A 22,685-nucleotide genomic window follows, 5' to 3' on the forward strand; every position below is an offset into this window, starting at 1 on the left:
TTTGCAGGCTCCGAGGGCGACCCGTCCCAGACGGCCGCGAACGAGCACCAGCGTGCCCGCTGCCCACTTGCCTCGTTACCGAATGCGGACATACCCCAGTGAACGATGCCCGCCCCGGCCTCATCTCACGGGGTGCAGCGAAACAGCCGATGCGGTCGGTCGGCCTGCGGGAGCAGGAAGACGTGCCGCGTCCTGACAGACCCTGGGGGAGTTTTCATCATGACCACGCGAAATGCCCGGCGTACCACCCGTATCTCCGTCCTGGCCGCCGCCACCGCCGCACTGGCGCTGGGCCTGACCGCCTGCGGTGGCGCCGACGACGGCTCGAAGGCGGCAGGCGACGACCACGCGGCCAGCACCTCGGCGAGCCGGTCCGCGTCTGGTGCCGACAGCACTGGCGGCCTCAAGGACGGGGCGCGCACGACGACCGTCTCGAACAAGGGCGCAACGGCCGCCGCTCGGCAGTGCCGCGGAGACGAGATGCTGGTCACCGCGGTGCACCGGTTCGCCGGCCAGCAGGGCGACCACCTACTGGTCACCGCCTCGAACGAGGGCAGCACGCCCTGCTGGGTCACCTCGTACCCGGCCGTCAAGCTCGGCGGGGACGTCGACGCGGCCGCGCTGCCGCACTCGAAGAAGGACAACCCGGGCGGCGACAAGCACATCACGCTCGCGCCCGGGGGCAAGGCGTACAGCGCGGTGAACCTCTTCGACTACGGCTCGAAGCACCACACGGCGCGGTCGTTCGCCATCGCGCTGCGCGGCACGGACGGCCGCACCGGTCCGTTCTACTCCGTCGACACCAAGGGTACGAAGCCGCAGTTCACCTGGAACGAGGCCGACGTCCTGAACTGGAACACCAACAAGCCGTACGACTTCTGACGCCTCATCAGTCAGAGGCGCCGCGCCGGGCTCAATGCCAGGCGCCGCAGACGCGGCCGTCGTCGGTGATGTTCTTCTTGCATGCCCGGTACGCGTGGCTGGTACCGACCATCAGGGAGTACGCAGGCCGAGAGGGCGACGCGTGGACGGGGTACGAACCCCCCTTGCGGATCTGGATCCATCCCTCCCACGCGTCGTCCCCCTTGTCGAAGAGCACCCAGGCGGCACTGCACCGGGAGGACACCCGCAGGTGCAGCCCGGGTCCCCCCTCTCCACGGATCGCGGGGCGGAGCTCGGTGGCGCCCTTGTCGCACCCGGTCGTGTGGGGGTTCTTGCCGTCGCAGGCGGAGCCACGGCAGCCGGCGGCGGTGACGGCTTCCGACGAAACCGTCCCGCTGCCGAAGAGGCTCAGCACAGCTACGGCGGCCACGGTCCAGGTTCGGATGGACTTCATGGAGACCTCGTTTCACATGGATGGTCTGCGAGATTCCTCAGGTGGCGATCGATGGACGGATCGCCACAAAAGGTCGAGTTGAGAGAGTGAGGGTGGTGCCCTCACGGGTTGCTCGGGAGCAGAGAGCGGGGCAGGGATGACCGCCGGCTCAGCCGCGCGCAGGTGCCTCGTACTGCTCCGCCAGGCCGAGGCCGCTCACGATGTCCCGCATGAGCATCTCGAACATGGGCTCTTGGTCGCCGAGAAGCGGCGAGAAGTGCCCGAAGGCTTCGAGGGTGACCTGGCCGTACAGGGCGCGCCAGCAGTTGAGCATCACGAGCACGGCTTCCGGGGGGAGGGCGAGACCCGATGCCGTCGCGTACTCGTGCATCTGCCGCAGCAGGCGCGGATCCAGCTCGTGTGAGGACGTGACCGGATAGCCGCGGGCCGCCCAGAGTTCCACGAAGACGGGACCCCACACGCCGGCCAGCCGCAGGACCCACCGGGTGGCCACGGCCGCGTACTCGTCACCGGCGGCTGCGGCGGGCGTACCGAAGAGGAAGCAGAACTCGCGCCGTCGGCCGATGGCCCACGACCGCAGGACCCGGCTGGGCGCGATCATGCGCATCGCGAAGTTGTCCGCGGCGAAACGACCGGCAGCGTCCGTCAGTTCGCCCACCAGATCGTCGACGATGTCATCGGCGGCCTGGGACACGATGTCCGGCAGCCCACGATCGAAGTGGTGGTACAGCGCGGCCGGGGTGACACCGACCTTCCGCGCGACCTCTGTGAGCGTCAGGGTCTCCACTCCGTGGTCCACGACGATGAGGCGAGTTGCCGCGAGCACCTCAGCGCGCAGTTCGGCCCGCAGACGGGCGCGTCGCCCTCCTGCTGCCACCGGTGGTCTCCCTTGTTCCTGGGACGGGGTTCCTGGGACGGGTTGCTCCGGGACCCGATGCCTTCGCCGCGTCCTGGATCGACCGGTCGACCCTACCGGCTGCGCGCTGTCGGTCGACGTACTCCGCCCTGTCGCACATAGGTCCGCCCTCGGTACGTCGGACGAAGGTCAGGAGACCACGCGCAGGTGGGTGGGCCACCCGAGGCGGTCGAGTTGCCTGAACAGGTTCCTGATCGCGGGAGGGCTCAGCTTCACGCACCCGTTGGAGGCGTAGTCGCGGTCTCCGTCCCACCGCTGTGACTCCAGGCCACGCCGGCCGGCCTGGTTGCCGTCGCGCTTCATCTCGGAGTGGATGAACATCTCCTTGCGCTTCGTCGTCCCCTTGGAACAGGGCATGTCCTGCAACCAGACCGCGTAGCCCTTGATCTTCTTGCCGTTGTACTTCCTGGACTTGAGCTGGATACGCCAGGTGCCGTTCGGCATCCAGCCCCTGCCGCTCGCGCAGTCGTCGGTGCTGCCGACGCCGGACCCCGCCCGGTAGGTGTACAGCAGCTTGCCGCCCTTGTAGACGGACAGCTTCGACTTCAGCGGGGCGCTCCGGTTCTTGTCGAACACGAGCGTCGTGGCGGCTGCGGAGACCGCCGGACGCGCTCCGGGCTTCTCCGGCGCCGCACCGGCGGACGCCGGCGACGACGTCAGTGCTCCTGTCACGACAACGGCTGCCGCCGCCAGTGCTGCCGCATTACGAAGTCCACGCATGGTTTCCGCCTCCAGGGTTCGCCGGGCGCCTCGCGTCTCCGGGCACCCGCATCTGACTAAAGGGTCTTTAGAAACCGACGCCGATTCAAAGAGTTGTGAGGCTTTGTCACTCGAACGGCGGGCGCTCATATCGCGAAGCGCCCCTGGAGACTCGCGCACGCCCCCGTTCCCCCAGGTCGAGCAGCGTGCGCTCTCCCTCGGTAGCGTGATCGTCTGCTGCATGGAGTGTCCATGCGTCCGGCCGGCCCGTGCGACGGCTTCCGGCGAAGAGTGATGAGGCTGCGATGAGTGAACCTGTGAAGCCCGAGGTCGACGTTCCGGAGGGCGACGCTCCTACCGAGCTGACCATCCGGGACCTGGTGGTCGGGGACGGGCTCGAGGTGAAGCCGGGCATGGTGGTCCGGGTCCACTACGTCGGGGTGACCTTCGAGTCCGGGAGGGAGTTCGACGCCTCCTGGGACCGGGGCGAGCCGTACAAGTTCGCCCTGGGCAGCGGCAAGGTCATCAAGGGCTGGGACCGAGGAGTGAGGGGGATGAAGGTCGGCGGCCGGCGCGAGATCGTCGTTCCCCCGCGCCTCGGCTACGGCAAGCAGTCGCCCTCACCGCTGATCCCGCCTGGCTCGACCCTGGTCTTCGTGGTGGATCTGCTGGACGTGTATTCCGGCCCGAGCGGGTGGAGCAACTCCTAGCCTCGGGCTTTCACGAGCGGCGCCGTGTCGGACGGGTGGGGTGCTGCTGGTCGAGACAGTCCGCAGTATGGGCCCGCATCAGGCGATAATGACCGTTGGCTGCCTGTGCCTATTACTTGGGGGGGGTCTTGTGAGTCCAAGTCCGCGCGAGGTGTTTCTCCGGCTCGTTCATGGCGTCGCTGACGGGAACTCGAGCGAGTTGCCTGACCTGTACGGCGAGGTCACCGATGTCCGGCATCCGATGGCGACGCCGGAATCCGAGCCATTGACGAGTCGGCGTGCGCTCCGGGAGCACTTCACGGTGCCGCCGGAAGCTCGGGAGTCCTTGCCGAAGAGGAGTGTCGTCGATGTCGTCGTTCACGAGACGGCCGATCCTGAAGTGATCGTCGCCGAGTTCGCCTACGAGTTCACGTTGCCGGACGACTCTGTGGCCAAGGTGCCCTGCGTCTTCGTCATGCGTGTGCGGGACGGTCAGATCATCGAGTCACGCGACTACATCGACCCGATCCGTACCTACACGGCACGCGGGGACCTTGACCGCCTCATCGCGTCGTTGCGCAAGGGAGTTTCCTGACCCCGCGCTTTCCGAGGTGGGCTGCCCAGGAGTCGGCATGGTGGTCACCGACGCGATCCATCAGTAAAACCCAGCGCACGCCCAACACATCAGCCGGGCCACCGGCCTGCCCCTCACCTGAACGGGCGTCGCAGTCCGGTAGCGGAGAACGGATTCGCCCCTCGGATCACCCGGCCTCACACGCTTCCGGTGTTCCTATCGGGCTTATCCACCCAGGCGAGCGAAACAACCTGAGATCCATTTCGCCGACAAGACCCCATGGGCACTCTTTTCGCGGGCACCCTCTCACGGTGTCCGCTGCTCCCGGAACGTTCCGGTGGACGCAGCCTGCCAGCAGGGAGAGTTCATGTCGGCTCGATCGGCGATCCGCCGCACGGCGCGTTGCCTGTACGCGGTCACATTGGGAGCCGCGGCGACGCTGGCCGCGGCCCCACAGGCGTCGGCGGCATCGGATGCGATGCCTCCGGGCCGGTACCGCATCGTCACGTACTCGGACCTGTGCTGGGACAGCGGCGGCGCGCAACTCACGCACGAGACCTGCGAGGAGGAGAACGCGGACCAGGTCTTCGAGCTCATGCCGTCCTACAACCGCGTCGACCAGAGGGTCCGGACCGCCGAGGGCGAGTGCCTGGAAGCGGACGGGTTCTACGTGCACGACGCCATCCGCGGGCAGAGGTGCGACTGGGACTCCTACGACCAGTTGTTCAGGTTCGTGTCGCTGGGCAACGGCAAGTACCAGATCAAGCCCGATGCGCGCGCGGGCAAGTGCGCGGACGTGGAGTACCCCACCACGCACATTCTCATCACGTCCTCACCCTGCCGGAACTCCGATGACGCGGAGAACCAGCAGTTCATGGTCGTGCGGGTGAACTGAGGTCGCCGATACGTCCCGGCTGCCGAACACCGCGGGTCCGGGCCGCGTGATCCCGCGGCCCGGAGGCCGGGACTCATGGCGAACCCTCGGTTCCGCCCGCGTGGCGGTCCACACCTGAAAGCTTTCTGCAATCGAGCAGCCACCTAGGGTGACGGTGGTTGGTGTCTGCCAGCCGTGACGCAGCATGCCCCGGTGTGCTCGATGAGAGGGATACGGATGACAGCTGCCCTTGAAATGCGGCCGATGAGCGCTCGGGAATTCCTCGCCACACCGGCAGGCGTGGCATTGCGCCAAGGGCCGTGGTCGGGGCGGTTCCTCGGCCACATCGGCACGATCATCGACCTGGTCGACCTGGTCGACTCCATCGCGGGCGGCGGCCCCGGCATGGACGTCGAGGACATCCTGGAGAACCACCAGGAGCTCCTCGACCAGATCCTGAAGCAGCAGGAGGAGATCTCCAGCGGCATCGGCGGGATCAACGACGAGCTGCAGGGCATCGGTTCCGACATCGATCAGATCAAGGACCTGATCGGCCAGATCGGCGAGGGCCAGGACGAGGCCAGGGAGATGCTCGACCGGATCCTCGCCGAGCAGCGCAGGATGGCGCGGGAGATCAACCGCAATCTGCAGCTCATCTCCAACCAGGTCCAGGGCATGTGGACGGAGATGAACGGCTGGTTCGCGCTGACGATCACCGCGATCGCCGGCATGGCCGACACCCTGGCGGAGATCCAGCAGCAGCTCGCGCGCATCGAGGAACTCCTCGAAGAGGTGCTGGCGGAGATCGCCGAACTTCACGACAGGGTCGACTGGAACGCGGTCATCTCCATGTTCGCCGAGCACGAGCACCGGGTCGGCTACTGCATCGAGATGATGATGGCGATCACCGTCCTGCCCACCGACCCCGCACGGGAGGGCGCCGGCGGCCCCCCTCTGAAGGTGGACGCCGACGGACTGGAGTCCTGGGCGAGGGCGGTCACCGACGAGGTCGGCGGGCTGCCGTACTCGCTGTACTGCCTGCACCGCGTCCTCGTCGGCGACACCCTGCTGGGCAAGTCGCTGATGCACGTCTTCTGCCACCTGATGGCACACAAGGAGGAGGTCGACTACCGGGGCGCGGCGCGGTACTTCTTCAAGCTCGCCTCCGTCGAGGCCCAGGGCTTCGCCGCGCTGGCCAAGGCCCGCCAGGCCATCGACCTTCCCGACGTCGATTACGCCGGCCTGCTCCGCGAGCGGCTGCTCGCCCAGACCGTGAGCGTCAACGCGGCCCTGGAGTCGGCCTACGGCGTCGCCGAGTGGAACGACGTCGTGCCCAGGGAGGGCTGGGAGTCCTACGGGCTGAAGGGATACGTCCCCGCCTCGCCCACCGAGCCCATCCACTTCGTCGTGGCGAACAACCGTCAGCTGATCGGAGCGATGGGGTTTCCGTACGAGGCGTCCGGCGCGCCGGCCGAGTCACGCACGGCCGTCGAGTTCTACGTCGGCGATGCCGTGCCGGGCAGCAGGGACATCGACGACTCCTCGGTGCGCACCGTGCCCTGGATGAGGGGGACCGCGCCCGTGTACGCGATCAGCCTCGCGACAGCGACCAAGGAGGAGAACCCCGCCACCGGTGCGCGTCACAAATATCTGCGCTACTACCCGCAGCCGTTCGTGTTCGACCCCCGGTACGTCATGGTCGGCCTCCGAGCGTCCGCCCGGGACGGCGTGGCCCTCCTCGAGCCGCTGGTCGCCCTGTACGACGAGGAGACCGGCACCACCTCCTGGAACGGCGTCTCCGGAGGACTGTGGGTGGCCGGGCTGGACGAGTCCTGCGAGCCCGTCACCGTGGACCTCGGTGATGCGGACCGTCCCCTCGACCAGCTCCCCTCGTGGCAGAGGGAGCCTCACGGCCTGGCGCCCGCGCGCGAACACCCGCTCACCGGCCTCCGCGCGGTGGGCGGCTTCCGCATCAGTTTCAAGCGCGACGGCGACAAGATGTGGTTCCGCCCCGGCCTCCTGGACGACACCTGGGAAGAACGCACCATGCTCCCCGCCGCCCCGCAGTCCGACCACCTCGTCTACGAACCCGTGGAACTGCCCTGACGCCGGGGCGGACTCGGGAAACTCCATTGAGGTCGCCCGAGGCGTCGCGGGCGAGCCGCATCCGGTCCGCCCTCCACCCCCGAAGGGGTATCCGTGAGCGATGACGTCATGACCCCACCCCACGCCCTCGTATCCGGCGCCAGCATCGCCGGCCTCTCCGCCGCCTACTGGCTGCGGCGGACCGGATGGGAGGTCACGGTGATCGAGCGGGCGCCGGCCTTCCGGGACGGTGGGCAGAACGTGGACGTGCGGGGTGTCGCGCGTGAGGTGCTGAAGCGGATGGGGCTCTTCGACGCGGTGAAGGCGCTGAACACCACCGAGACCGGCGCGGTGTTCGTGGACGGGCGGGGCAGGGTGACAGCCGAGCTGCCCGCCGGGCCGGAGGGTGCCACCGCCGAACTGGAGATCCTGCGCGGGGACTTCGCCCGTGCCATCCTCGACCACCTGCCTCCCGGCGTCGAGATCGTGTACGGCGACACGGTCACCGGCACCGCCGAGGACGGCGACTCGGTCACCGTGACCACCGCGTCCGGCCGGGTGCTGCGCGCGGACCTCCTCGTGGTGGCCGAGGGCGTGCGGTCGGCCACGCGGGACCGGATCTTCGGTGACCTGGTGGACCGCCGGGCGCTCGGGGTCAACATGGTGTTCGGTACGATCCCGCGCACGGCCGGTGACGACGACCGCTGGCGCTGGTACAGCACGGTCGGCGGACGGCAGGTGCATCTGCGGCCCGACAACCACGGCACCACGCGCGCCATCCTCTCCTACCCCCGTGACGAGGACCTCGCCTCGCTCGACCGCGACCAGGCGCTGGCGCGGGTCCGCGCCCGGTACGCGGGCGCGGGCTGGGAGGCGGCCCGTGTCCTGGACGGGTTCGACGCCTCCGAGGACGTGTACGTCGACCATCTCACCCAGATCCGCATGCCCACCTGGCACCGGGGACGGGTGTGCCTCGTGGGCGACGCCGCCTGGTGCGTCACCCCCATGGGAGGCGGCGGCGCCTCGCTTGCGCTGACCAGCGGTTACGTCCTGGCCGCCTGTCTGTCCTCCGCCGACACCGAGGCCGCCCTCACGGCGTACGAGCGGTGGATGCGGCCCCTCGTCGACTCGGTGCAGAAGCTCCCGCCCGGCGTCGTACGGGCCGCCTACCCCCGGACCCGGCTCGGGCTGGCCCTGCGCACCCTGGTCGTCAAGGCCCTCACCTCGCCGCTCCTCGCACCCCTGACCGCGCGGTTCACCCAGGTCGCCGGCACGGACCGGCCGCTGCCGCCGATCGCGTGACTCACCGGGACGCCGGGGCCCAGCCGGGCGGTCCCAGCAGGTACCCGGCGCGGTCGCGCCAGCTCGCCGCCGAGCGTACGTCGCGCCAGGTGGCGGCGTACTCGTGGAAGGCGACGCGCAGCGGGTTGTGGGTCTCGATGTTCTTCGTCAGGCCGTACACCACCCGCTCGCCCTCGGGCTCGAAGGTACGGAAGAGGCGGTCCCAGACGATGAGGATGCCGCCGTAGTTGCGGTCCAGGTAGACGTTGTTGGAGCCGTGGTGCGCGCGGTGGTGGGACGGGGTGTTGAAGAGCCACTCCACCGGCCGCCACAGCTTGTCCACCCGCTCGGTGTGCAGGAAGAACTGGTAGACCAGGCTGACCGACTGCTGGAGGAGGATCATCCAGGGCGGTACGCCGAGCAGCGCGAGCGGCAGCCAGAACGGCAGCGTCGTCATCGGCGTCCAGCTCTGCCGGAGCGCGGTCGACAGGTTGAAGCGCAGGCTGGAGTGGTGGACCACATGGCCCGCCCACAGCACCCGCACCCGGTGGTGGGCGCGGTGGAAGACGTAGTACGCCAGGTCGTCGGCGAAGAACAGCAGCAGCCAGGTCCACGGCGAGGACGGCGAGAGCTGCCAGGGCGCGACGGTGAAGGCGGCGGCGTACGCCAGGACCGTCACTACCTTCCACGGCAGCCCGATGACCTGGCTCCCGGCGCCCATGGACATGCTGGTGACGGTGTCGCGCAGTTCGTAGCCGCGTTCGTCGTCGTCGGGGAGGAAGCGGTACGACAGCGCCTCGACCACGACGAGGAGCACGAACGCGGGTATCGCGTAGATCACGGCGGGGATCATGTCAGTTCACCGCTTCCGGGGCTGTGGTGGGGACGCTGCGGGACAGCAGTTCGCGTGCCAGCCGTTCGGCCGCGTCGGCCTCGCGGGCGGCGATGAGCGAGCCGAGCCGCAAGTGGGCTTCCACGTCAAGGAGTTCGTCGGCGCGCAGGGCGTCCGGTGCCTGCGCGACCGGGACCGCGCCGGTGACCAGGCTGTTGAAGGCCAGCAGGTAGGCGATGTTCCCGGAGCCCTCCACGATCAGCCGCCACCAGGCCACGTCCGCCTCGCCCAGCTCCGTGAGGTCGGGGCCCCGCACGGCGTACCGGCCCGCGCTCTCCATGATTCTCGAGGCGGCGTGGTCGGAGCAGCGCAGCGCGCACAGCCGCGCGGCGTCGGCGCCGACGCAGACACGCATCTCCAGTGCGTCGCGGGTGAGTTCGGCGATCGTGGGCCCGCTGTCGGCGCCGGCGATCCCGATGGCGAGGTCGAGGCCGGCGGTGCGCCGCCAGTCCAGGACCAGGGTGCGGCCGCCGTGGCTGACCTCGACCAGCCGGGCCTGCTGGAGGCGCTTGACGGCCTCGCGGACCGCGTGCCGGTTCACGCCGAACTCGGCCGCGAGGTCGCGTTCGGCGGTGAGCGGGGAGCCGGGTCGGGGCGTCCCGGCGAGAATCCTGTCGCGCAGCACGGCGTAGAGCTGGTCGGAGACCGCCTCACGCCGGACGGGTAAGGGAGACATGGCGAACAGAGTGGGTGACGGCCGGGCACTGGTCAACTGGTTGGACCAGATCGGCCGTCACCCCTTTCTCTGCCGGGGTCACCACTCCGCGAAGGAGCCGTCCGTGTGCCGCCACACCGGGTTGTGCCAACGGTGCCCGCTGGCGGCCGCCTCGGCGACGGCTCGTTCGTCGATCTCGATGCCGAGGCCCGGTGCGGTCAGGCGGGCCATGTGGCCGTCGGTGGTGTCGAAGTCGAAGACGGAGGTGTCGACGAGGTAGTCGCCGAGGTCGGAGCCGACGTTGTAGTGGATGCCGAGGCTGGTCTCCTGGATGAACGCGTTCGGGCTGGCGAAGTCCACCTGGAGGCAGGCCGCGAGCGCGATGGGGCCCAGCGGGCAGTGCGGGGCGAGCCCGACGCCGTGCACCTCGGCCTGGGCCGCGATCCGGCGCACCTCGGAGATGCCGCCCGCGTGCGACAGGTCGGGCTGGGCGAGGGCGATACCGGAGCGCAGGACCGGGTCGAAGTCCCAGCGGGAGTAGAGGCGTTCACCGGTGGCCACAGGGATGCTGGTGGATGCCGTGAACTCGCCGTACTGAGACGTGAGTTCGGGCAGCAGCGGCTCCTCGATGAACATCGGCCGCAGTGGCTCCAGGGCGCGGGCGAGCTGCTTGGCGAGAGCGGGCGAGGTGCGGCCGTGGAAGTCGACGGCGACGTCCCCGTCCTCGCCCATCACCTCGCGCACGGAGGCGACGCGGGCGAGTACGGCGTCGATCTCGCGGGAGGTCTCCAGGTGCTTGAGGCGGCCGCCGACGTTCATCTTCACGGCCCGGTAGCCCTGTTCGAGGCGCTGGGCCGCATGCTCGGCGGCCTCGCTCGGGTCGTCGCCGCCGATCCAGGAGTACATCCGCATCCGGTCCCGGACCGCGCCGCCGAGCAGGTCGTGCACCGGGACACCGTGGTACTTGCCCTTGATGTCCCACAGCGCCTGGTCGATGCCGGACACGGCGGACGACAGGACGGGACCGCCCCGGTAGAAGCCGCCCTTGGTCATGACCTGCCAGTGGTCCTCGATACGGAGCGGGTCCTGGCCGGTGAGGTGGTCGGCGAGTTCGTCCACGGCGGCGGCGACGGTGTGCGCGCGGCCCTCGACCACGGGCTCGCCCCAGCCGGTTATCCCCTCGTCCGTCTCGATCTTGAGGAAGAGCCAACGGGGGGCGACGAGGTAGGTCGTGAGTGCGGTGATCTTCATGGGGTGCGGCTCCTGTCTGCGACTGGGGTTGCTGCTGGTTCAGGGCGCCAAGAGGGCGGCCAGTGCACGGAGTTGCCCGGGGTCCTCCAGCGCCGAGCCCACGGCCACGACCTTGGCCCCCGCCGCCAGATACGCGGCCGCGTTCGACGCGTCGATGCCGCCGGTGGCGACGAACGGCACCTCGGGGACGGGCCCGCGCATGGCGCGGAACCAGTCGGGGCCGAGCACGCTCGCCGGGAACGCCTTCAGCCAGTCCAGGCCCATCGCCCGCGCGGTCTGGACATCGGTGGCCGTCGCCACGCCGGGCAGATGGGGCAGCCCGGCGGCGAGACTGGCTCGGGCCACCTCGGTGTCGAGCCCCGGTGCCACGGTGAAGGCCGCTCCGGCCGACACCGCCCACGCCAGCCGCTCCGCCGTGGTGACGGTGCCCGCGCCGACCGGCTTGCCGCGCTCCGCACCCGCCGCCACGACGGCGGCGAGGACGGCCGCGGCCTCCTCGTCCTGTACCGGCACCTCGACGCATTCGATGCCCAGATCCCAGGCACGGTCGGCCAGTTCGACGGACCTCGCGAGCGGCATGCCGCGCAGGATCGCCATCACGGGCGCCTTGGCGAAGACACGGTCGAAAGACATGACGTTCACGGTCGCCATCCCAGCTCCCTCGAGATCGTCTCGGCGGTGGTGGTCAGTTCGGGCAGCACGTCCCGCTCCAGGGCGGCGAGGTCCGCCTTCGCCTTGAGCGCGGTCACGGAGATCGCGGCGACCACTTCGCCACCGTTGTCCCGTACGGATACGGCGACGCAGTTCACGTAGTCCTCGTACTCACCGTCGTCCACGGCGAAGCCCCGCGCGCGGGTCTCGTCCAGCGTCTTCCGGTAGGCGGCCGGGTCGGTGATGGTGGTGCCGGTGTGCGGGGCGAAGTCGCAGGCGGTGAGCAGGACTTCGGCCGTCGCGCGCGGCACGTGGGCGAGGATCGCCTTGGCGACACCGGCGGTGTGCAGGGTCACGGGCCGGCCGATCTGGGAGTAGAGCCGCACCCCGTCCACCGGGTCGACCTTGTCGACGTAGACGATCTGGTCGCCCTCCAGTGCGGCGAGGTGCACGGTGTGTCCGCAGTGCTCGCCGAGGGCACGCAGGTGTCCGGCCGCGATCTCCTTCAGCCCGAACTGCTCCAGGGCGAGCTGGGCGAGTCCGGCGAGCCGGTGTCCGACCGCGTACCGGCCGTCGGGCAGCCGCCGCGCGAGTCCGCCGTCGGTCAGCGACTCCAGGATGCGCAGCGCGGTCGACCGGTGCACGCCGAGGTGGTCGCCGACCTCGGTCTGGGTGCGGGGGCCACGGGCGATGAACTCCAGGATGTCGATGGCCCGTCTCACGGTCTGTGACATGGCTCAGTTCCCTTCCAAGGTGTCGGCGGGCACATAGTCCTCGATGCTGCGCAGGGTGCGCCCGGCGAGGTGGTGGCCGAGGGCGAGCCGTTCGGCGGAGCTGGACCCGCGCAGGAGTCCGCTCAGGTAACCGGCGGCGAAGGCGTCTCCGGCGCCGACCGCCTCGATGACCTCGACGGCGGGTGCGGGGACGAACTGCCGTCCAGCCTCACTGAATTCGGTGGCCCCGACCTCGCCGTCCTTCACGATCAGCGTGCCGCGAGGCGCGAGGTGGGCGTGGATCTCCTCCGCCGTGGCGGTTCCCCACAGCCGCTCACCCTCGTCCCGGCCGACGAACACGACGTCGGCTCGCCGGGCCAGGTCGCGCAGGGTCACAGCCGCGTGGTCGAGCGAACTCCAGAGCGCGGGCCGGTGATTCACGTCGAACGACACCAACACCCCTGCCTGCGCCGCCCGTTCCATTAGCAGCTCCACCAGCTCCGAGCATCCCTGCGACAACGCGGGCGTGATTCCCGTCAGATGCAGCAGCCGCGCCCCGGCCAGGTCGACGCGCTCGGCGTCGGAAGGCCCCATCCGTGAGGCCGCCGAGCCACGCCGGTAGTAGTGCACAGAGGTGCCCTGGGGGCCAGGGTCCTTGAAATAGACGCCCGTTGGCGCCTCCGGATCGACCCGGACCCCGGCGACATCCACCCCACGCCCCGCGATCGCCGCGACGATCCGCCGCCCGAGCGGGTCGTCCCCGACCCGGCTGACCCACGCGGCCCGATGCCCGAGGTCGGCCAGATACTGCGCGACCGTCGATTCGGCGCCCGCGACGGCGAGGCGCAACTCCCGGCTGTGTTGCAGCCCTTGGCCGTCGGCCGGGGTGACCTGCGCCATCGTCTCGCCGAGGCAGACCGTCGTACCGGTCATCGCCATCCCCTCCATTGACATGCGGCTGTGGCCGTGCCGAACATTAGCAGCCCTTGCGCAACAGGCGTGCATATGTTGCAACACATAGGGCGCACCAGCCCCCGACCGATGGTGAAAGGGAGTGCGATGAGCCCGACGACGAGCGCATCCGCCCGCCAGGAATCAGCCCCGCGAACGCCGTTGAGCGCCAGAGCGCGTCAGCGGCGGACGGCCGCCGCGAGCGTCGTCGGGTCGATCCTGGAGTGGTACGACTTCTTCCTCTTCGGCGCCTGTGCCGCGATCGTCTTCAACAAGATCTTCTTCCCGTCGTTCTCGCCCTTCGCGGCCACCCTGGCGTCGTTCGCCACCTTCGGACTCGGCTTCGCCGTACGCCCCGTCGGCGGGCTGCTCCTCGCCCACCTCGGTGACCGGGTGGGCCGCCGCCCGGTGCTGATCCTCACCGTGGTCCTGATGGGCGCGGGCACCCTCGCCATCGGGATGCTGCCGACGTACCACCAGATCGGTATCTGGGCACCGGTCCTGCTGGTGCTGTGCCGGATGATGCAGGGCTTCGGCGTCGGCGCCGAACTCGGCGGCGCGTACGTCATGTCGACGGAGGCCGCCCAGGAGCACCGGCGCGGTTTCTACGGATCACTGCCCGGCGCGGGCGAGTTCATCGGCGTCGTCATCGCCTCCGGCGCGGTCGCCGCCGTCTCCACGCTGCCCGAGCACGACTTCCTGAGCTGGGGCTGGCGCATCCCGTTCCTCGCCAGCGCCCTGGTCGTGGTGATCGCGCTGCTGATCCGCAACGCGGCGCCGGAGACGGAGCAGTTCGAGGCGGCGCGCGACAGCGGCAGGCGCGAGAAGCTGCCCGTGCTCGCCGCGATCAAGGCCCGCCCCAAGGCGATCGCGCTGCTCATCGGCTCCGGCTGCGCCACGGCCATCGCCTCGTACGCGATCCAGGGCTATCTGCCGAGCTATCTCACCCACCAGCTCGGGCTGTCGTCCGGCACCGCCGTCCTCGGGATCACCATCGCCTCGGCCGTCTCGATCCTCACCATCCCGCTGGCGGGCGCGCTCTCCGACCGGGTCGGCCGCAAGCCGGTGATGATCGGCGGCGCGGTGGCGATCACGCTCTTCGCGTATCCGTTCTTCCTGATGGTGGACACGCGCGAACCCTGGCTGATCTACACCGCGATCACCGTCGCCTTCGCCCTCTTCCTGAACTCGATCTTCGCGGTCGCCGGCACCTTCTACGCCGAGTCGCTGCCCACCGAGGTCCGCTACAGCGGGCTGGTGTTCGTGCGCGAGATCAACGGCGTGATCTTCGCCGGGACCTCGCCCTTCGTCGCCACGCTCCTGGTCGACGCGGGCGGGGACCGACCCTGGTACCTGGCCGCCTACATGGCCGCGGCCGGCCTCGCCAGCGCCCTGTGCACCTGGCGCCTGCCGGAGACCGCGCCGCGCCGCACCGAGGGCTGAGTGCCACGCCCATCCCCCGGAGCCGGTGTTCAGCCCTGCCGGTGCCGGCCGTCCAGACACCGGCAGCCCTGCGCGAACGGCGAGGAAGCCCCCTGCCTTCTCCCGCGCGGGGCGAGTGCGGCCTCGGCCGCTTCGGGACTGGCGAAGGTGGGCAGGACCGTGGCGGTGCCGGTGACCTCCAGCATGCGGGCCACGAACGGGTTCGTGCCGACCAGCCCCACCGGGCGCTGCCGTCTGGTGGCGAGGAGGTGGTTGAGCAGGAGGGAATCGGCGAAACTCAGGCGCCGGAGGTCGTACACGAGGGGACCGGGGAAGCGTCGCAGGACCTCGGCCGTCGCGCGCTCGACACGGCCGATGAACGCCACGTCGAGCTCACCGCGCAGCTCCATCACCCACACCGAGCCTCGCTGTGCGGACGCGGACACTCCAGGCCCTTCCCCGTCGTGCTGATACTGGGAGGACATGCCTCCGAGCATCCCGCATCACTTGATGTCTGACAACATTCCGTGTTCGATCGAACACGTAAAGTCATGAAGTGATAAGGTCCGCCCTTCGTCCGCTCCAGGACGTCGGTCCGCGTGCATCACCCGCTCTCATCAGGGCAGACGTTCCCGAGTCCGGGCGGCGAGAGACCCGGATTCGAAGGAATGGATCACGGTGTCAGTGCAGAGCGTCCAAGACCGCGACCGGAGCGGGGAGCACGAGAGAAGGACCGCCGGGGAGAACCGCCCGGCGGCCGGCACGGACCGGGCCGGAGCAGGAGGCCGGTCGAAGGGCCTCAACGGTCACATGCTGATGGCGGCCGTGGTGTCCGCGATCAGCGGCCTGCTGTACGGCTACGACACGGGCATCATCTCCGGCGCGCTGCTCCAGATCTCCGACGAGTTCCACATCGGCAGCACCATGAAGGAGACGATCGCGGCCGGCATCCTGCTCGGTGCCGTCATCGGCTCCCTGGTGTGCAGTCGGCTGTGCGAGCGCTTCGGGCGGCACCGCACCATCCTGCTGATCTGCGCGGTCTTCATCGCGGGCAGCCTGACCTGTGCCTTGGCCCCCAACGCGGTCGGCCTGGCCCTCGCCCGCGTGCTGCTCGGCTTCGCGGTCGGCGGCGCCACCCAGGCGGTGCCCATGTACGTGGCCGAGCTGGCCCCCATGGCGATCCGGGGGCGGCTGGTGCTCTGCTTCCAGCTCGCCATCGGCGTCGGCATCGTCATCGCCACGATCGTCGGCGCCAGCGAGGCCGTGTCCTGGCGGATGTCGATCGGCGCAGCCGCCGTGCCCGCCGTGCTCATGCTGCTGGGTCAACTGCGCCTGCCCGAGAGCCCGCGCTGGCTGATCCTCCGCCACGGCCGCACGGACGACGCGCGCAAGGTGCTCGAAGAGGTGCGGCCCGAGGGCTACGACGTGCAGGCCGAGCTGGACGAGATCACGGCCCTGGCCCGGCAGCAGGAGGACACCGACAGCGCCGAGCGGGGCTGGCGCGGGCTGCGGCAGCCGTGGGTGCGCCCGGCGCTGATCGTCGGCTGCGGCATCGCGGCCTTCACCCAGCTCTCCGGCATCGAGATGATCATCTACTACGCCCCGACCATCCTCACCGACAACGGCTTCCCCCAGGCCGACGCCCTGCGGATCAGCGTGGCGCTCGGGATGGTCTACCTGGTGATGATGATCGTCGGCCTGTGGATCGTGGACAAGGTCGGCCGCCGCAGGCTGACCCTGGTCATGGTGCCGGGCGCCGCGATCAGCCTCTTCGCCCTGGGGGCCCTCTACGTCACCGGTCACGGCACCCGTGCCTACGTCCCGGCCATCGTGGGGTGCCTGCTGGCCTTCATGTTCTTCAACGCCGGCGGTCTGCAGCTCATGGGCTGGCTGACCGGCTCCGAGATCCATCCGCTGTCGGTGCGGTCGGCCGCCACCAGCGTGCAGTCGGCCACCCTGTGGAGCACCAACCTGCTGATCACCCTCACCCTGCTGACCATGATCAGCGCCTTCGGCGTGGGCCAGGTGTTCTGGATCTACGCCTTCTTCAACGTCGCCGCCTGGCTGTTCGTCTGGCGCAGGATGCCGGAGCTGACCGGGCGCAGCCTGGAGGACATCGAGCGGCATCTCAAGGAGCGGAAGTTCCGGCCACGCGACTTCGCGCGGTCGTGACGGAAGGGGGGCGTGCCCGCTGGGACGCCCCCCTCGCCGGTGCACGATGCTTGAGCCATGCGTGCCGCCCGCCTGATCCGCATGGCGCTTCTCGTCCAGTCCAGCCCCGGCCTGACCGCCGAGGCCCTCGCCCGTGAGCTGGAGGTCTCCCGGCGTACGGTGATCCGCGACGCCCAGGCCCTCCAGGAGGCGGGCGTGCCCGTCCGGGCCGAACGCGGCCGCGCGGGCGGCTATCACCTGGCACCGGGCCACCGGACCCGGCTCACCACGCTCCACCCCACCGAGGCCGAGACGCTGTACCTCTCCGGTCTGCCCTCCGCCCTGCGCGACCTGGGTCTCTCCGACGCGGCGGACACGGCCCGGCTGAAGCTGTCGGCCACCCTGCTCCCCTCGCTGCGCGCGGCGGCCGAGTCCTCGGTACGCCGCTTCCACCTGGACGCCCCGGCCTGGTTCCGCGAGCCGTCGGCACCGGAGCTGCTGCCCGAGCTGGCCCGTGCCGTGTGGTCCGACCGCACCGTCCGGCTCTCCTACGCGCGGCCGGGCCGCGGCGACGCGGTGACCCGCCTGCTGGAGCCGTACGGGCTGGTCCTGAAGGCGGGGGTCTGGTACGTCGTGGGCCGGGTGCCGGCCGAGCGGGACGGCGCCTGGCGTACGTACCGCGTCGACCGCGTCACGGCCCTCTCCCCCACCGACGAGGACGAACCGTTCGTCCGCGATCCGTCCTTCGATCTGACCGGGTACTGGCGGGCGAACGCCGCCGAGTTCGCCCGGACGCTGCTGCGGTCGACGGCCACCCTGCGTCTGACGACACGCGGTCTCGGCCGCCTGCCGGCCGTGGCGGACCCGGCCGGTGTCGCCGAGGCGCTGGAGTCGGCGAGCGCGCCGGACGCCGCCGGCCGGGTCACGCTCGACCTGCCGGTGGAGTCGGAGGAGGTCGCCTTCGCCCAGCTCAGCGAGCTGGGCGCGGACGTGGAGGTGCTGGCCCCGGAGGGCCTGCGCGCCCGCTTCCGCGAGCAGGCGCGGGCCCTGGCCTCGCTGTACGGCGTGGCGGATCAGCGGTAGTCGTCGGGTGTGCCCTCCTTGCCGCCGAACTTGACCTCCTCGAAGTACGCCCAGGCGTCCGGCCTGCTGCCGTCCACGTCCCGGACGTCGTAGGTCTTGGCGAGTTCCGCGCTGGAGGTGGACCTGCCGTTCCAGCGGGCGGCGCGCTCCGGGTCGGCGGCGAGCGCGGCGACCCCGCGGGCCAGGTAGTACGGCGACTCGGCGGTGGCGAAGTCGGGTTCCTGGGCGGCGGCGTCGCGCCAGTTCTCCTCGGTCACCCCGAAGTGGCCGAGCATCTGCTCCGAGCGCAGGAAGCCGGGCGTGACGGCGACGGCCGTGCCGCCGTACTCCGCGAGTTCCTCGCCCAGGCCGAAGGCGATGCGGATGGGGGCGTTCTTGGCGAGGTCGTAGTAGAGGTTCTCGCGGTACCGGCGGTTGTACACCGCCGTGCCGTCGGTGACCTCCACGTGCAGGGGTGCGTCGGAGCGGATCAGGAGCGGGAGGGCCAGGGCCGCGGTGATGACGTGCGAGCGCACCCCGAGTTCCAGGATGCGCAGGCCGTCGTCGAGGGGGGTCTCCCAGCTCTTCTTGCCGAAGACCGAGTTGACCAGGAGGTGTTCGCCGCCCCAGAGGTCGTTGACCAGGATGTCGAGCCGCCCCTGCTCGCGGTCGATCCGCTCCACGAGCGCGCGGACCTGGTCGGGGTCCAGGTGGTCGGTGGGTACGGCGACACCGGTGCCCCCGGCGGCCGTGACCAGCTCCGCCGTCTCCTCGATGGTCTCCGTGTCCCGCCCCACCTCGCTGGACCGCTCACGGGTGGTGCGGCCGGTGACGTACACGGTGGCCCCGCCCCGGCCGAGTTCCACGGCGAGTGCCCGCCCGGCACCGCGGGTGGCTCCGGCGACGAGGGCGACGCGGCCGGCGAGTTGCTTGTCGATGTCTGTGGTCATGTCTCTACGGTGCACGCCAAAGGTGACAGTTCACGTCACCTTTCTTTTCCCGTGGCGTCCGCTTCGCCGCTGACCACCGAGAACGCCGCGTCGCGGTGTGCGTCGTGTTCCGCCAGGCGGGCGACGAGGGACGCGCGGACGTCGTCGTAGGTGTCCGAGCCGAGGGGCAGGCGGAGCGGGGCCGCGTCGGAGTCGGCCAGGTCGATCATGGCCTGGGCGATCTTCTCCGGGTCGTTGGGCAGGACGAAGGTGCCGTCGGTGAGGGCGCGGCGGATCTCGCCGGCCGGGGTGCCGGCGTACTCCGGCATGGGCGGTGCGGTGTCGAGGGAGCTGCCGAAGCCGGTCGGGGTGGCGCCGGGCTCGACGATGGTGAGGGTGATGCCGAAGGGGGCGATCTCCCGGGCGACGGTCTCGCAGAAGCCCTCGATGCCCCACTTGGAGGCGTGGTAGTAGGCGAAGCCGGGGTAGGTCGTCTGGCCGCCGGCGGTGGAGACCTGGAGGATGCGGCCGTGGCCCTGGGCGCGCAGGTGGGGCAGGGCGGCGCGGATGACGTGGACGGAGCCGAGCAGGTTGGTGTCGATCACGCGCCGGATCTGTTCGTCGGTGGCCTCCTCGACGGAGGCGAACACGCCGTACCCCGCGTTGTTGACGACCACGTCGATCTCGCCCAGGTCCGCGAAGGCGTCGGCGACGACCCGGTCCACCTGTGCGGTGTCGGTGACGTCGAGCCGGGCGGTCCGGAGCCGGTGGCCGTACCGGGCGCGCAGGTCGTCCAGGGCCTCCGGGCGGCGCAGGGTGGCCGCCACCCGGTCGCCGCGCGCGAGCAGCCGCTCGGTGAGGAGGCGGCCGAACCCGGACGAGGTGCCCGTGATGAACCAAGTTCCGGTCATGGTGTTCCTTCCGGTGAAGTCGCCCTCCCACGCCACGACTTGGCGCCGACTCGAGGTCAAGCGGAGCGGATGGCCCGCACCTCGTAGCCGACGGCGGGGCTCGGCACGGGTCCCCGGCAGGTCAGCCGGTACGGGGCGGTGCGGTGGGCGTGCACCTCGATGTCGAAGGCGGTCGGCCGGGGCGCGTGGAGTTCGACGCGGATACGCCAGTCGTCGCCGTCGCGCACGGTCCCGGTGACCGTGTAGTCGTGACGGCCGGCCGGGCCGAAGCGTTCGAGCAGGGCGGCGACCGCGACCTGCTGGGGCGGGGCGAGGTCGGTGTAGCCGCGCAGGTGGTCGGGGTGGATGCGCCCGGCCAGGTGCTCCTCGACCACCTCCACGGCCGACGTGGGGTCGAGACGGCCGTAGTAGACCCCGTCGGGCACGACGACGACGTTGGCGGCGAACCGGTCCCCGCCCACGTGCGTGCACTCCCAGACGAGGTTCGGCCAGCGCTCGCCGAGCACCCGCGCCACGGGCCGCCCGCGCACGGCGCAGCAGATGTCGTGCTGGCCGTGGGCGCAGACCAGGACGACGGGCGGGTGGTCGAGGTGCCCCGGTGTCCGCAGGGCCTCGGCGATCTCCACGAGGTCCTGGTCACGGTTCCAGGTGCCCCAGCGCTGGCGGGAGGCGCCCGAGCGCTCGTAGTGCAGTACGGCCCACCGGCCGGGGCCCTCGGGTCGGGGACGGGCGAGCCGCCTGATCAGGAAGATCCGGGCCCGTACCTCGTGGGCGGCGGACCAGACGTGGGCCTTGATCTCCGGGTCGAGGTCGATGCCGTCGTAGCCGTTGGACGGCCAGGCGCCCCGGTACTCGATCAGTACCCAGACGACACCGCGCGGTGCCGTGCCCGCGAGCGGGTCGCCGCGCAACCGCGCGGCGTCGGCGCAGAAGAAGCGCTCCGAGGTGCTCACCGGGCGGCCGCTACCGTCCGGCGGGCACCAGCACGCCCGCGCGGAGCAGTCTCCCGGCGAGGTCGAGGCCGAGGTCGGCGGCCGTACGGACGTCGCCGTCGAGCAGGCGGGCCACCGGGGGCAGGTCGGTCGCGGGGAAGTCGAGCCAGCCGACCCGTGTCATCAGGCGCGCTCCCTCCAGGCGGGCTTCCAGCGCGTCACGCAGCCGTACGGGCGAGTCGGGGGTGAGGCCGTCGACGGCGGCGAGCTGGGCCAGCGGCCCCAGCGGCGCCGGGCGGCCCTGTCCGCGCCGGGTGCGGTGGAACAGCGGCGCGGAGTCGCAGTCGGCGACGGCCGCGGTGAGGCGTTCGCGTACGCCGTCGACCGCCCGGGCCGTCGCGTCGGCGCCCAGGGGCAGCGAGGCGCGCGCCCACGGGTCCTCGCGCAGCGCGGCGAGAGCGGCCTCGGCGAGCTGCTCGGCCAGCGCGTAGCGGGTCCAGACGTGGATGCCCAGGGTCAGGTGGATGGAGACCTCACCCTTGGCGCGGGCGGCGTGCAGCCAGCCGCGCGGCAGGTAGAGGACGTCTCCGGGCTCCAGCACGGTGTCGATGTACGCGGGCCCCTCGGCGGCCTCGGCGACGGCCGTGCGGTGGTCGGTCCAGGGCTGGTCCCTGAGCGGGTCCCGGTGGACGGGCTCGTGCACGAGCCAGCGTTTGCTGCCCTGGATCTGGACGACGAAGACGTCGTGGACGTCGTAGTGGTCGTCGAATCCCCGGCTCTGCGGCGGTGTGACGTAGGCATTGGCCTGCACCGGGTGCCCCAGCTCCGCGCTCAGCCCGGCGCACAGGTCCCCGACGGGGGCCCAGGTGCGCTGGAGCGCCTGGAGGACGAGCGTGGCGCCGTCCGCGAACAGCCGCCACAGGGCGGTGTCGTCGAGCTGGTCGGAGACGGTGGCGCCGACGCCGCCGGGCGACGTGTAGGACGACTCGGGGAGCACGGTGCCGTTCCTGGCGACGCGGAGGAAGGGCGTACGCAGCCCCCGGCGCGAGAGGAGTTCGTCCACGGCGTCGGCGTCGAACACGTCGGAGAAGTCGCCCGCGCGGCGGGTGAGGAGCGCGGTGCGCGACCAGACGTCGCGCGCGAAGTCGTCGAGGCGGAGGTCGGTCAGACGGCGCTCCAGAATCCCGGCACCCGCGGGGGCGCCGGGATCACGGGAGTCACCGGCCGGGCCGGTCAAGAGCCGTTACCACCGGCGCCGCCGTCCGCGCCGCCGTCGTGGACACCGGGCTCACCGGCGGCACCGCCGTCGGCCGGGCCCTCGGCGCCGTGGTCCGCACCGTGGTCGGCGCCGTGGTCCGCGCTGCCGTCCGCGCCTCCGTCATGGGCGCCGGGCACCCCGGCCGCACCGCCGTCGGCGGGACCCTCGGCTCCGCTGTCGGCACCGCCGTCGGCTCCGCCGTCGTGGACGCCCGGGACGCCGGCCGCGCCGCCGTCCGCCGGGCCCTCGGCGCTGCCGTCCGCACCGCCGTCGTGAACGCCGGGCTCGCCTGCCGCGCCGCCGTCCGCGGGGCCCTCGTGCTGGTGATCGGAAGTAGCCACAGTTCCTCCTCGCCGTCGCCGTGATGTGCCCTGCCGCCCGGTCGACGAGGCCGGTCAGGTCGTCCGGCGGTGCGATGGCACTCCGGCTGGGGCACTGCGACTACCGTCACCC

General features: G+C 71.0%; 24 protein-coding genes. 9 read left to right on the forward strand and 15 right to left on the reverse strand.

What is annotated here, in order from left to right; all coding sequences use genetic code 11:
• The first annotated feature begins 219 nt into the window (after nt 1-219).
• On the forward strand, nt 220-882 hold the full coding sequence (locus HEK131_RS18150; protein ID WP_244336164.1) for a DUF4232 domain-containing protein: 663 nt from the start codon (nt 220-222) through the stop codon (nt 880-882).
• 31 nt (nt 883-913) lie between these two features.
• On the opposite strand, the gene HEK131_RS18155 is transcribed toward HEK131_RS18150, so the two are convergent.
• The 3 genes from HEK131_RS18155 to HEK131_RS18165 all read right to left on the reverse strand — a co-directional run bounded on the left by HEK131_RS18155 (nt 914) and on the right by HEK131_RS18165 (nt 2,924).
• Nucleotides 914-1,336 carry a DUF2690 domain-containing protein gene (locus HEK131_RS18155; protein ID WP_051887693.1) on the reverse strand — a complete coding sequence of 141 codons (423 nt, stop codon included), beginning with the start codon at nt 1,334-1,336 and terminating at the stop codon, nt 914-916.
• 148 nt (nt 1,337-1,484) lie between these two features.
• Nucleotides 1,485-2,213: a TetR/AcrR family transcriptional regulator gene (locus HEK131_RS18160; protein WP_244336165.1), complete on the reverse strand. Its 729-nt coding sequence runs from the start codon at nt 2,211-2,213 to the stop codon at nt 1,485-1,487.
• Nucleotides 2,214-2,381: 168 nt separating this feature from the next.
• Complete coding sequence (locus HEK131_RS18165; protein WP_244336166.1) at nt 2,382-2,924, reverse strand: L,D-transpeptidase; 543 nt, start codon at nt 2,922-2,924, stop codon at nt 2,382-2,384.
• 332 nt (nt 2,925-3,256) lie between these two features.
• Between HEK131_RS18165 and HEK131_RS18170 the strand changes: the two genes are divergently transcribed.
• The 5 genes from HEK131_RS18170 to HEK131_RS18190 all read left to right on the forward strand — a co-directional run bounded on the left by HEK131_RS18170 (nt 3,257) and on the right by HEK131_RS18190 (nt 8,475).
• Nucleotides 3,257-3,661: an FKBP-type peptidyl-prolyl cis-trans isomerase gene (locus tag HEK131_RS18170; RefSeq protein ID WP_244336167.1), complete on the forward strand. Its 405-nt coding sequence runs from the start codon at nt 3,257-3,259 to the stop codon at nt 3,659-3,661.
• An 88-nt stretch (nt 3,662-3,749) separates the two neighbouring features.
• Nucleotides 3,750-4,235, forward strand: coding sequence for a nuclear transport factor 2 family protein (locus HEK131_RS18175; protein WP_347881878.1), 486 nt, complete (start codon nt 3,750-3,752; stop codon nt 4,233-4,235).
• Nucleotides 4,236-4,581: 346 nt separating this feature from the next.
• Entirely contained in the window at nt 4,582-5,109 is a 528-nt protein-coding gene (locus tag HEK131_RS18180; protein WP_217462484.1) for an RICIN domain-containing protein, read from the forward strand.
• 243 nt (nt 5,110-5,352) lie between these two features.
• A complete protein-coding gene (locus HEK131_RS18185; protein WP_244336169.1) occupies nt 5,353-7,194 on the forward strand; it encodes a hypothetical protein in 1,842 nt (613 codons plus the stop codon).
• 93 nt (nt 7,195-7,287) lie between these two features.
• Nucleotides 7,288-8,475, forward strand: coding sequence for an FAD-dependent monooxygenase (locus tag HEK131_RS18190; protein WP_244336170.1), 1,188 nt, complete (start codon nt 7,288-7,290; stop codon nt 8,473-8,475).
• A 1-nt stretch (nt 8,476) separates the two neighbouring features.
• On the opposite strand, the gene HEK131_RS18195 is transcribed toward HEK131_RS18190, so the two are convergent.
• The 6 genes from HEK131_RS18195 to HEK131_RS18220 form a co-directional block, all read right to left on the reverse strand.
• On the reverse strand, nt 8,477-9,307 hold the full coding sequence (locus HEK131_RS18195; protein WP_244336171.1) for a sterol desaturase family protein: 831 nt from the start codon (nt 9,305-9,307) through the stop codon (nt 8,477-8,479).
• A 1-nt stretch (nt 9,308) separates the two neighbouring features.
• The gene (locus HEK131_RS18200) at nt 9,309-10,022 is read right to left on the reverse strand and encodes a FadR/GntR family transcriptional regulator (RefSeq protein WP_244336172.1); all 714 of its coding nucleotides are present in this window, start codon (nt 10,020-10,022) and stop codon (nt 9,309-9,311) included.
• 78 nt (nt 10,023-10,100) lie between these two features.
• On the reverse strand, nt 10,101-11,252 hold the full coding sequence (dgoD, locus tag HEK131_RS18205; protein ID WP_244336173.1) for a galactonate dehydratase: 1,152 nt from the start codon (nt 11,250-11,252) through the stop codon (nt 10,101-10,103).
• Between the two features lie 39 nt (nt 11,253-11,291).
• Nucleotides 11,292-11,885, reverse strand: a complete 594-nt coding sequence (locus tag HEK131_RS18210; RefSeq protein ID WP_244336174.1) for a bifunctional 4-hydroxy-2-oxoglutarate aldolase/2-dehydro-3-deoxy-phosphogluconate aldolase — start codon at nt 11,883-11,885, stop codon at nt 11,292-11,294.
• Nucleotides 11,886-11,890: 5 nt separating this feature from the next.
• Nucleotides 11,891-12,637, reverse strand: a complete 747-nt coding sequence (locus tag HEK131_RS18215) for an IclR family transcriptional regulator (RefSeq protein WP_244336175.1) — start codon at nt 12,635-12,637, stop codon at nt 11,891-11,893.
• Nucleotides 12,638-12,640: 3 nt separating this feature from the next.
• Entirely contained in the window at nt 12,641-13,549 is a 909-nt protein-coding gene (locus HEK131_RS18220; RefSeq protein WP_244336176.1) for a sugar kinase, read from the reverse strand.
• Between the two features lie 180 nt (nt 13,550-13,729).
• Here HEK131_RS18220 and HEK131_RS18225 point away from each other — a divergent pair, with 180 nt between their 5' ends.
• Complete coding sequence (locus tag HEK131_RS18225; RefSeq protein ID WP_244336177.1) at nt 13,730-15,010, forward strand: MFS transporter; 1,281 nt, start codon at nt 13,730-13,732, stop codon at nt 15,008-15,010.
• A gap of 29 nt (nt 15,011-15,039) precedes the next feature.
• On the opposite strand, the gene HEK131_RS18230 is transcribed toward HEK131_RS18225, so the two are convergent.
• Nucleotides 15,040-15,435, reverse strand: a complete 396-nt coding sequence (locus HEK131_RS18230; protein WP_244336178.1) for an STAS domain-containing protein — start codon at nt 15,433-15,435, stop codon at nt 15,040-15,042.
• Nucleotides 15,436-15,673: 238 nt separating this feature from the next.
• Between HEK131_RS18230 and HEK131_RS18235 the strand changes: the two genes are divergently transcribed.
• Together HEK131_RS18235 and HEK131_RS18240 are read left to right on the forward strand one after the other, a co-directional pair.
• Nucleotides 15,674-17,161 carry a sugar porter family MFS transporter gene (locus HEK131_RS18235; protein ID WP_244336179.1) on the forward strand — a complete coding sequence of 496 codons (1,488 nt, stop codon included), beginning with the start codon at nt 15,674-15,676 and terminating at the stop codon, nt 17,159-17,161.
• A gap of 57 nt (nt 17,162-17,218) precedes the next feature.
• The gene (locus tag HEK131_RS18240; protein ID WP_244336180.1) at nt 17,219-18,223 is read left to right on the forward strand and encodes a helix-turn-helix transcriptional regulator; all 1,005 of its coding nucleotides are present in this window, start codon (nt 17,219-17,221) and stop codon (nt 18,221-18,223) included.
• Here the strand turns inward: HEK131_RS18240 and HEK131_RS18245 are convergent.
• Genes HEK131_RS18245 through HEK131_RS18265 form a run of 5 tightly spaced genes read right to left on the reverse strand, consistent with a single transcriptional unit; the run spans nt 18,214 to nt 22,573 of the window.
• On the reverse strand, nt 18,214-19,152 hold the full coding sequence (locus HEK131_RS18245; protein WP_244336181.1) for an SDR family oxidoreductase: 939 nt from the start codon (nt 19,150-19,152) through the stop codon (nt 18,214-18,216). The two genes, HEK131_RS18240 and HEK131_RS18245, sit on opposite strands and share 10 nt — an antisense overlap.
• A 35-nt stretch (nt 19,153-19,187) precedes the next feature.
• Nucleotides 19,188-20,042: an SDR family oxidoreductase gene (locus tag HEK131_RS18250; protein ID WP_244336182.1), complete on the reverse strand. Its 855-nt coding sequence runs from the start codon at nt 20,040-20,042 to the stop codon at nt 19,188-19,190.
• A gap of 56 nt (nt 20,043-20,098) precedes the next feature.
• The gene (locus tag HEK131_RS18255) at nt 20,099-20,995 is read right to left on the reverse strand and encodes a sucrase ferredoxin (protein ID WP_244336183.1); all 897 of its coding nucleotides are present in this window, start codon (nt 20,993-20,995) and stop codon (nt 20,099-20,101) included.
• A gap of 10 nt (nt 20,996-21,005) precedes the next feature.
• A complete protein-coding gene (locus HEK131_RS18260) occupies nt 21,006-22,211 on the reverse strand; it encodes a cupin domain-containing protein (protein ID WP_244336184.1) in 1,206 nt (401 codons plus the stop codon).
• On the reverse strand, nt 22,208-22,573 hold the full coding sequence (locus HEK131_RS18265; RefSeq protein ID WP_217463629.1) for a BatC protein: 366 nt from the start codon (nt 22,571-22,573) through the stop codon (nt 22,208-22,210). The genes HEK131_RS18260 and HEK131_RS18265 overlap by 4 nt, the downstream gene beginning before the upstream one ends.
• Nucleotides 22,574-22,685 lie beyond the last annotated feature (112 nt).

The organism is Streptomyces seoulensis, assembly GCF_022846655.1.
GTDB lineage: Bacteria > Actinomycetota > Actinomycetes > Streptomycetales > Streptomycetaceae > Streptomyces.

Bases quoted from the DNA above. Each gene is read 5' to 3' on its own strand.
- HEK131_RS18150 (WP_244336164.1), top strand. From the start codon at position 220: ATGACCACGCGAAATGCCCGGCGTACCACCCGTATCTCCGTCCTGGCC.
- HEK131_RS18155 (WP_051887693.1), bottom strand. From the start codon at position 1,336: ATGAAGTCCATCCGAACCTGGACCGTGGCCGCCGTAGCTGTGCTGAGC.
- HEK131_RS18170 (WP_244336167.1), top strand. From the start codon at position 3,257: ATGAGTGAACCTGTGAAGCCCGAGGTCGACGTTCCGGAGGGCGACGCT.
- HEK131_RS18175 (WP_347881878.1), top strand. From the start codon at position 3,750: ATGACCGTTGGCTGCCTGTGCCTATTACTTGGGGGGGGTCTTGTGAGT.
- HEK131_RS18180 (WP_217462484.1), top strand. From the start codon at position 4,582: ATGTCGGCTCGATCGGCGATCCGCCGCACGGCGCGTTGCCTGTACGCG.
- HEK131_RS18185 (WP_244336169.1), top strand. From the start codon at position 5,353: ATGAGCGCTCGGGAATTCCTCGCCACACCGGCAGGCGTGGCATTGCGC.
- HEK131_RS18195 (WP_244336171.1), bottom strand. From the start codon at position 9,307: ATGATCCCCGCCGTGATCTACGCGATACCCGCGTTCGTGCTCCTCGTC.
- HEK131_RS18200 (WP_244336172.1), bottom strand. From the start codon at position 10,022: ATGTCTCCCTTACCCGTCCGGCGTGAGGCGGTCTCCGACCAGCTCTAC.
- dgoD (WP_244336173.1), bottom strand. From the start codon at position 11,252: ATGAAGATCACCGCACTCACGACCTACCTCGTCGCCCCCCGTTGGCTC.
- HEK131_RS18210 (WP_244336174.1), bottom strand. From the start codon at position 11,885: ATGTCTTTCGACCGTGTCTTCGCCAAGGCGCCCGTGATGGCGATCCTG.
- HEK131_RS18215 (WP_244336175.1), bottom strand. From the start codon at position 12,637: ATGTCACAGACCGTGAGACGGGCCATCGACATCCTGGAGTTCATCGCC.
- HEK131_RS18220 (WP_244336176.1), bottom strand. From the start codon at position 13,549: ATGACCGGTACGACGGTCTGCCTCGGCGAGACGATGGCGCAGGTCACC.
- HEK131_RS18240 (WP_244336180.1), top strand. From the start codon at position 17,219: ATGCGTGCCGCCCGCCTGATCCGCATGGCGCTTCTCGTCCAGTCCAGC.
- HEK131_RS18245 (WP_244336181.1), bottom strand. From the start codon at position 19,152: ATGACCACAGACATCGACAAGCAACTCGCCGGCCGCGTCGCCCTCGTC.
- HEK131_RS18250 (WP_244336182.1), bottom strand. From the start codon at position 20,042: ATGACCGGAACTTGGTTCATCACGGGCACCTCGTCCGGGTTCGGCCGC.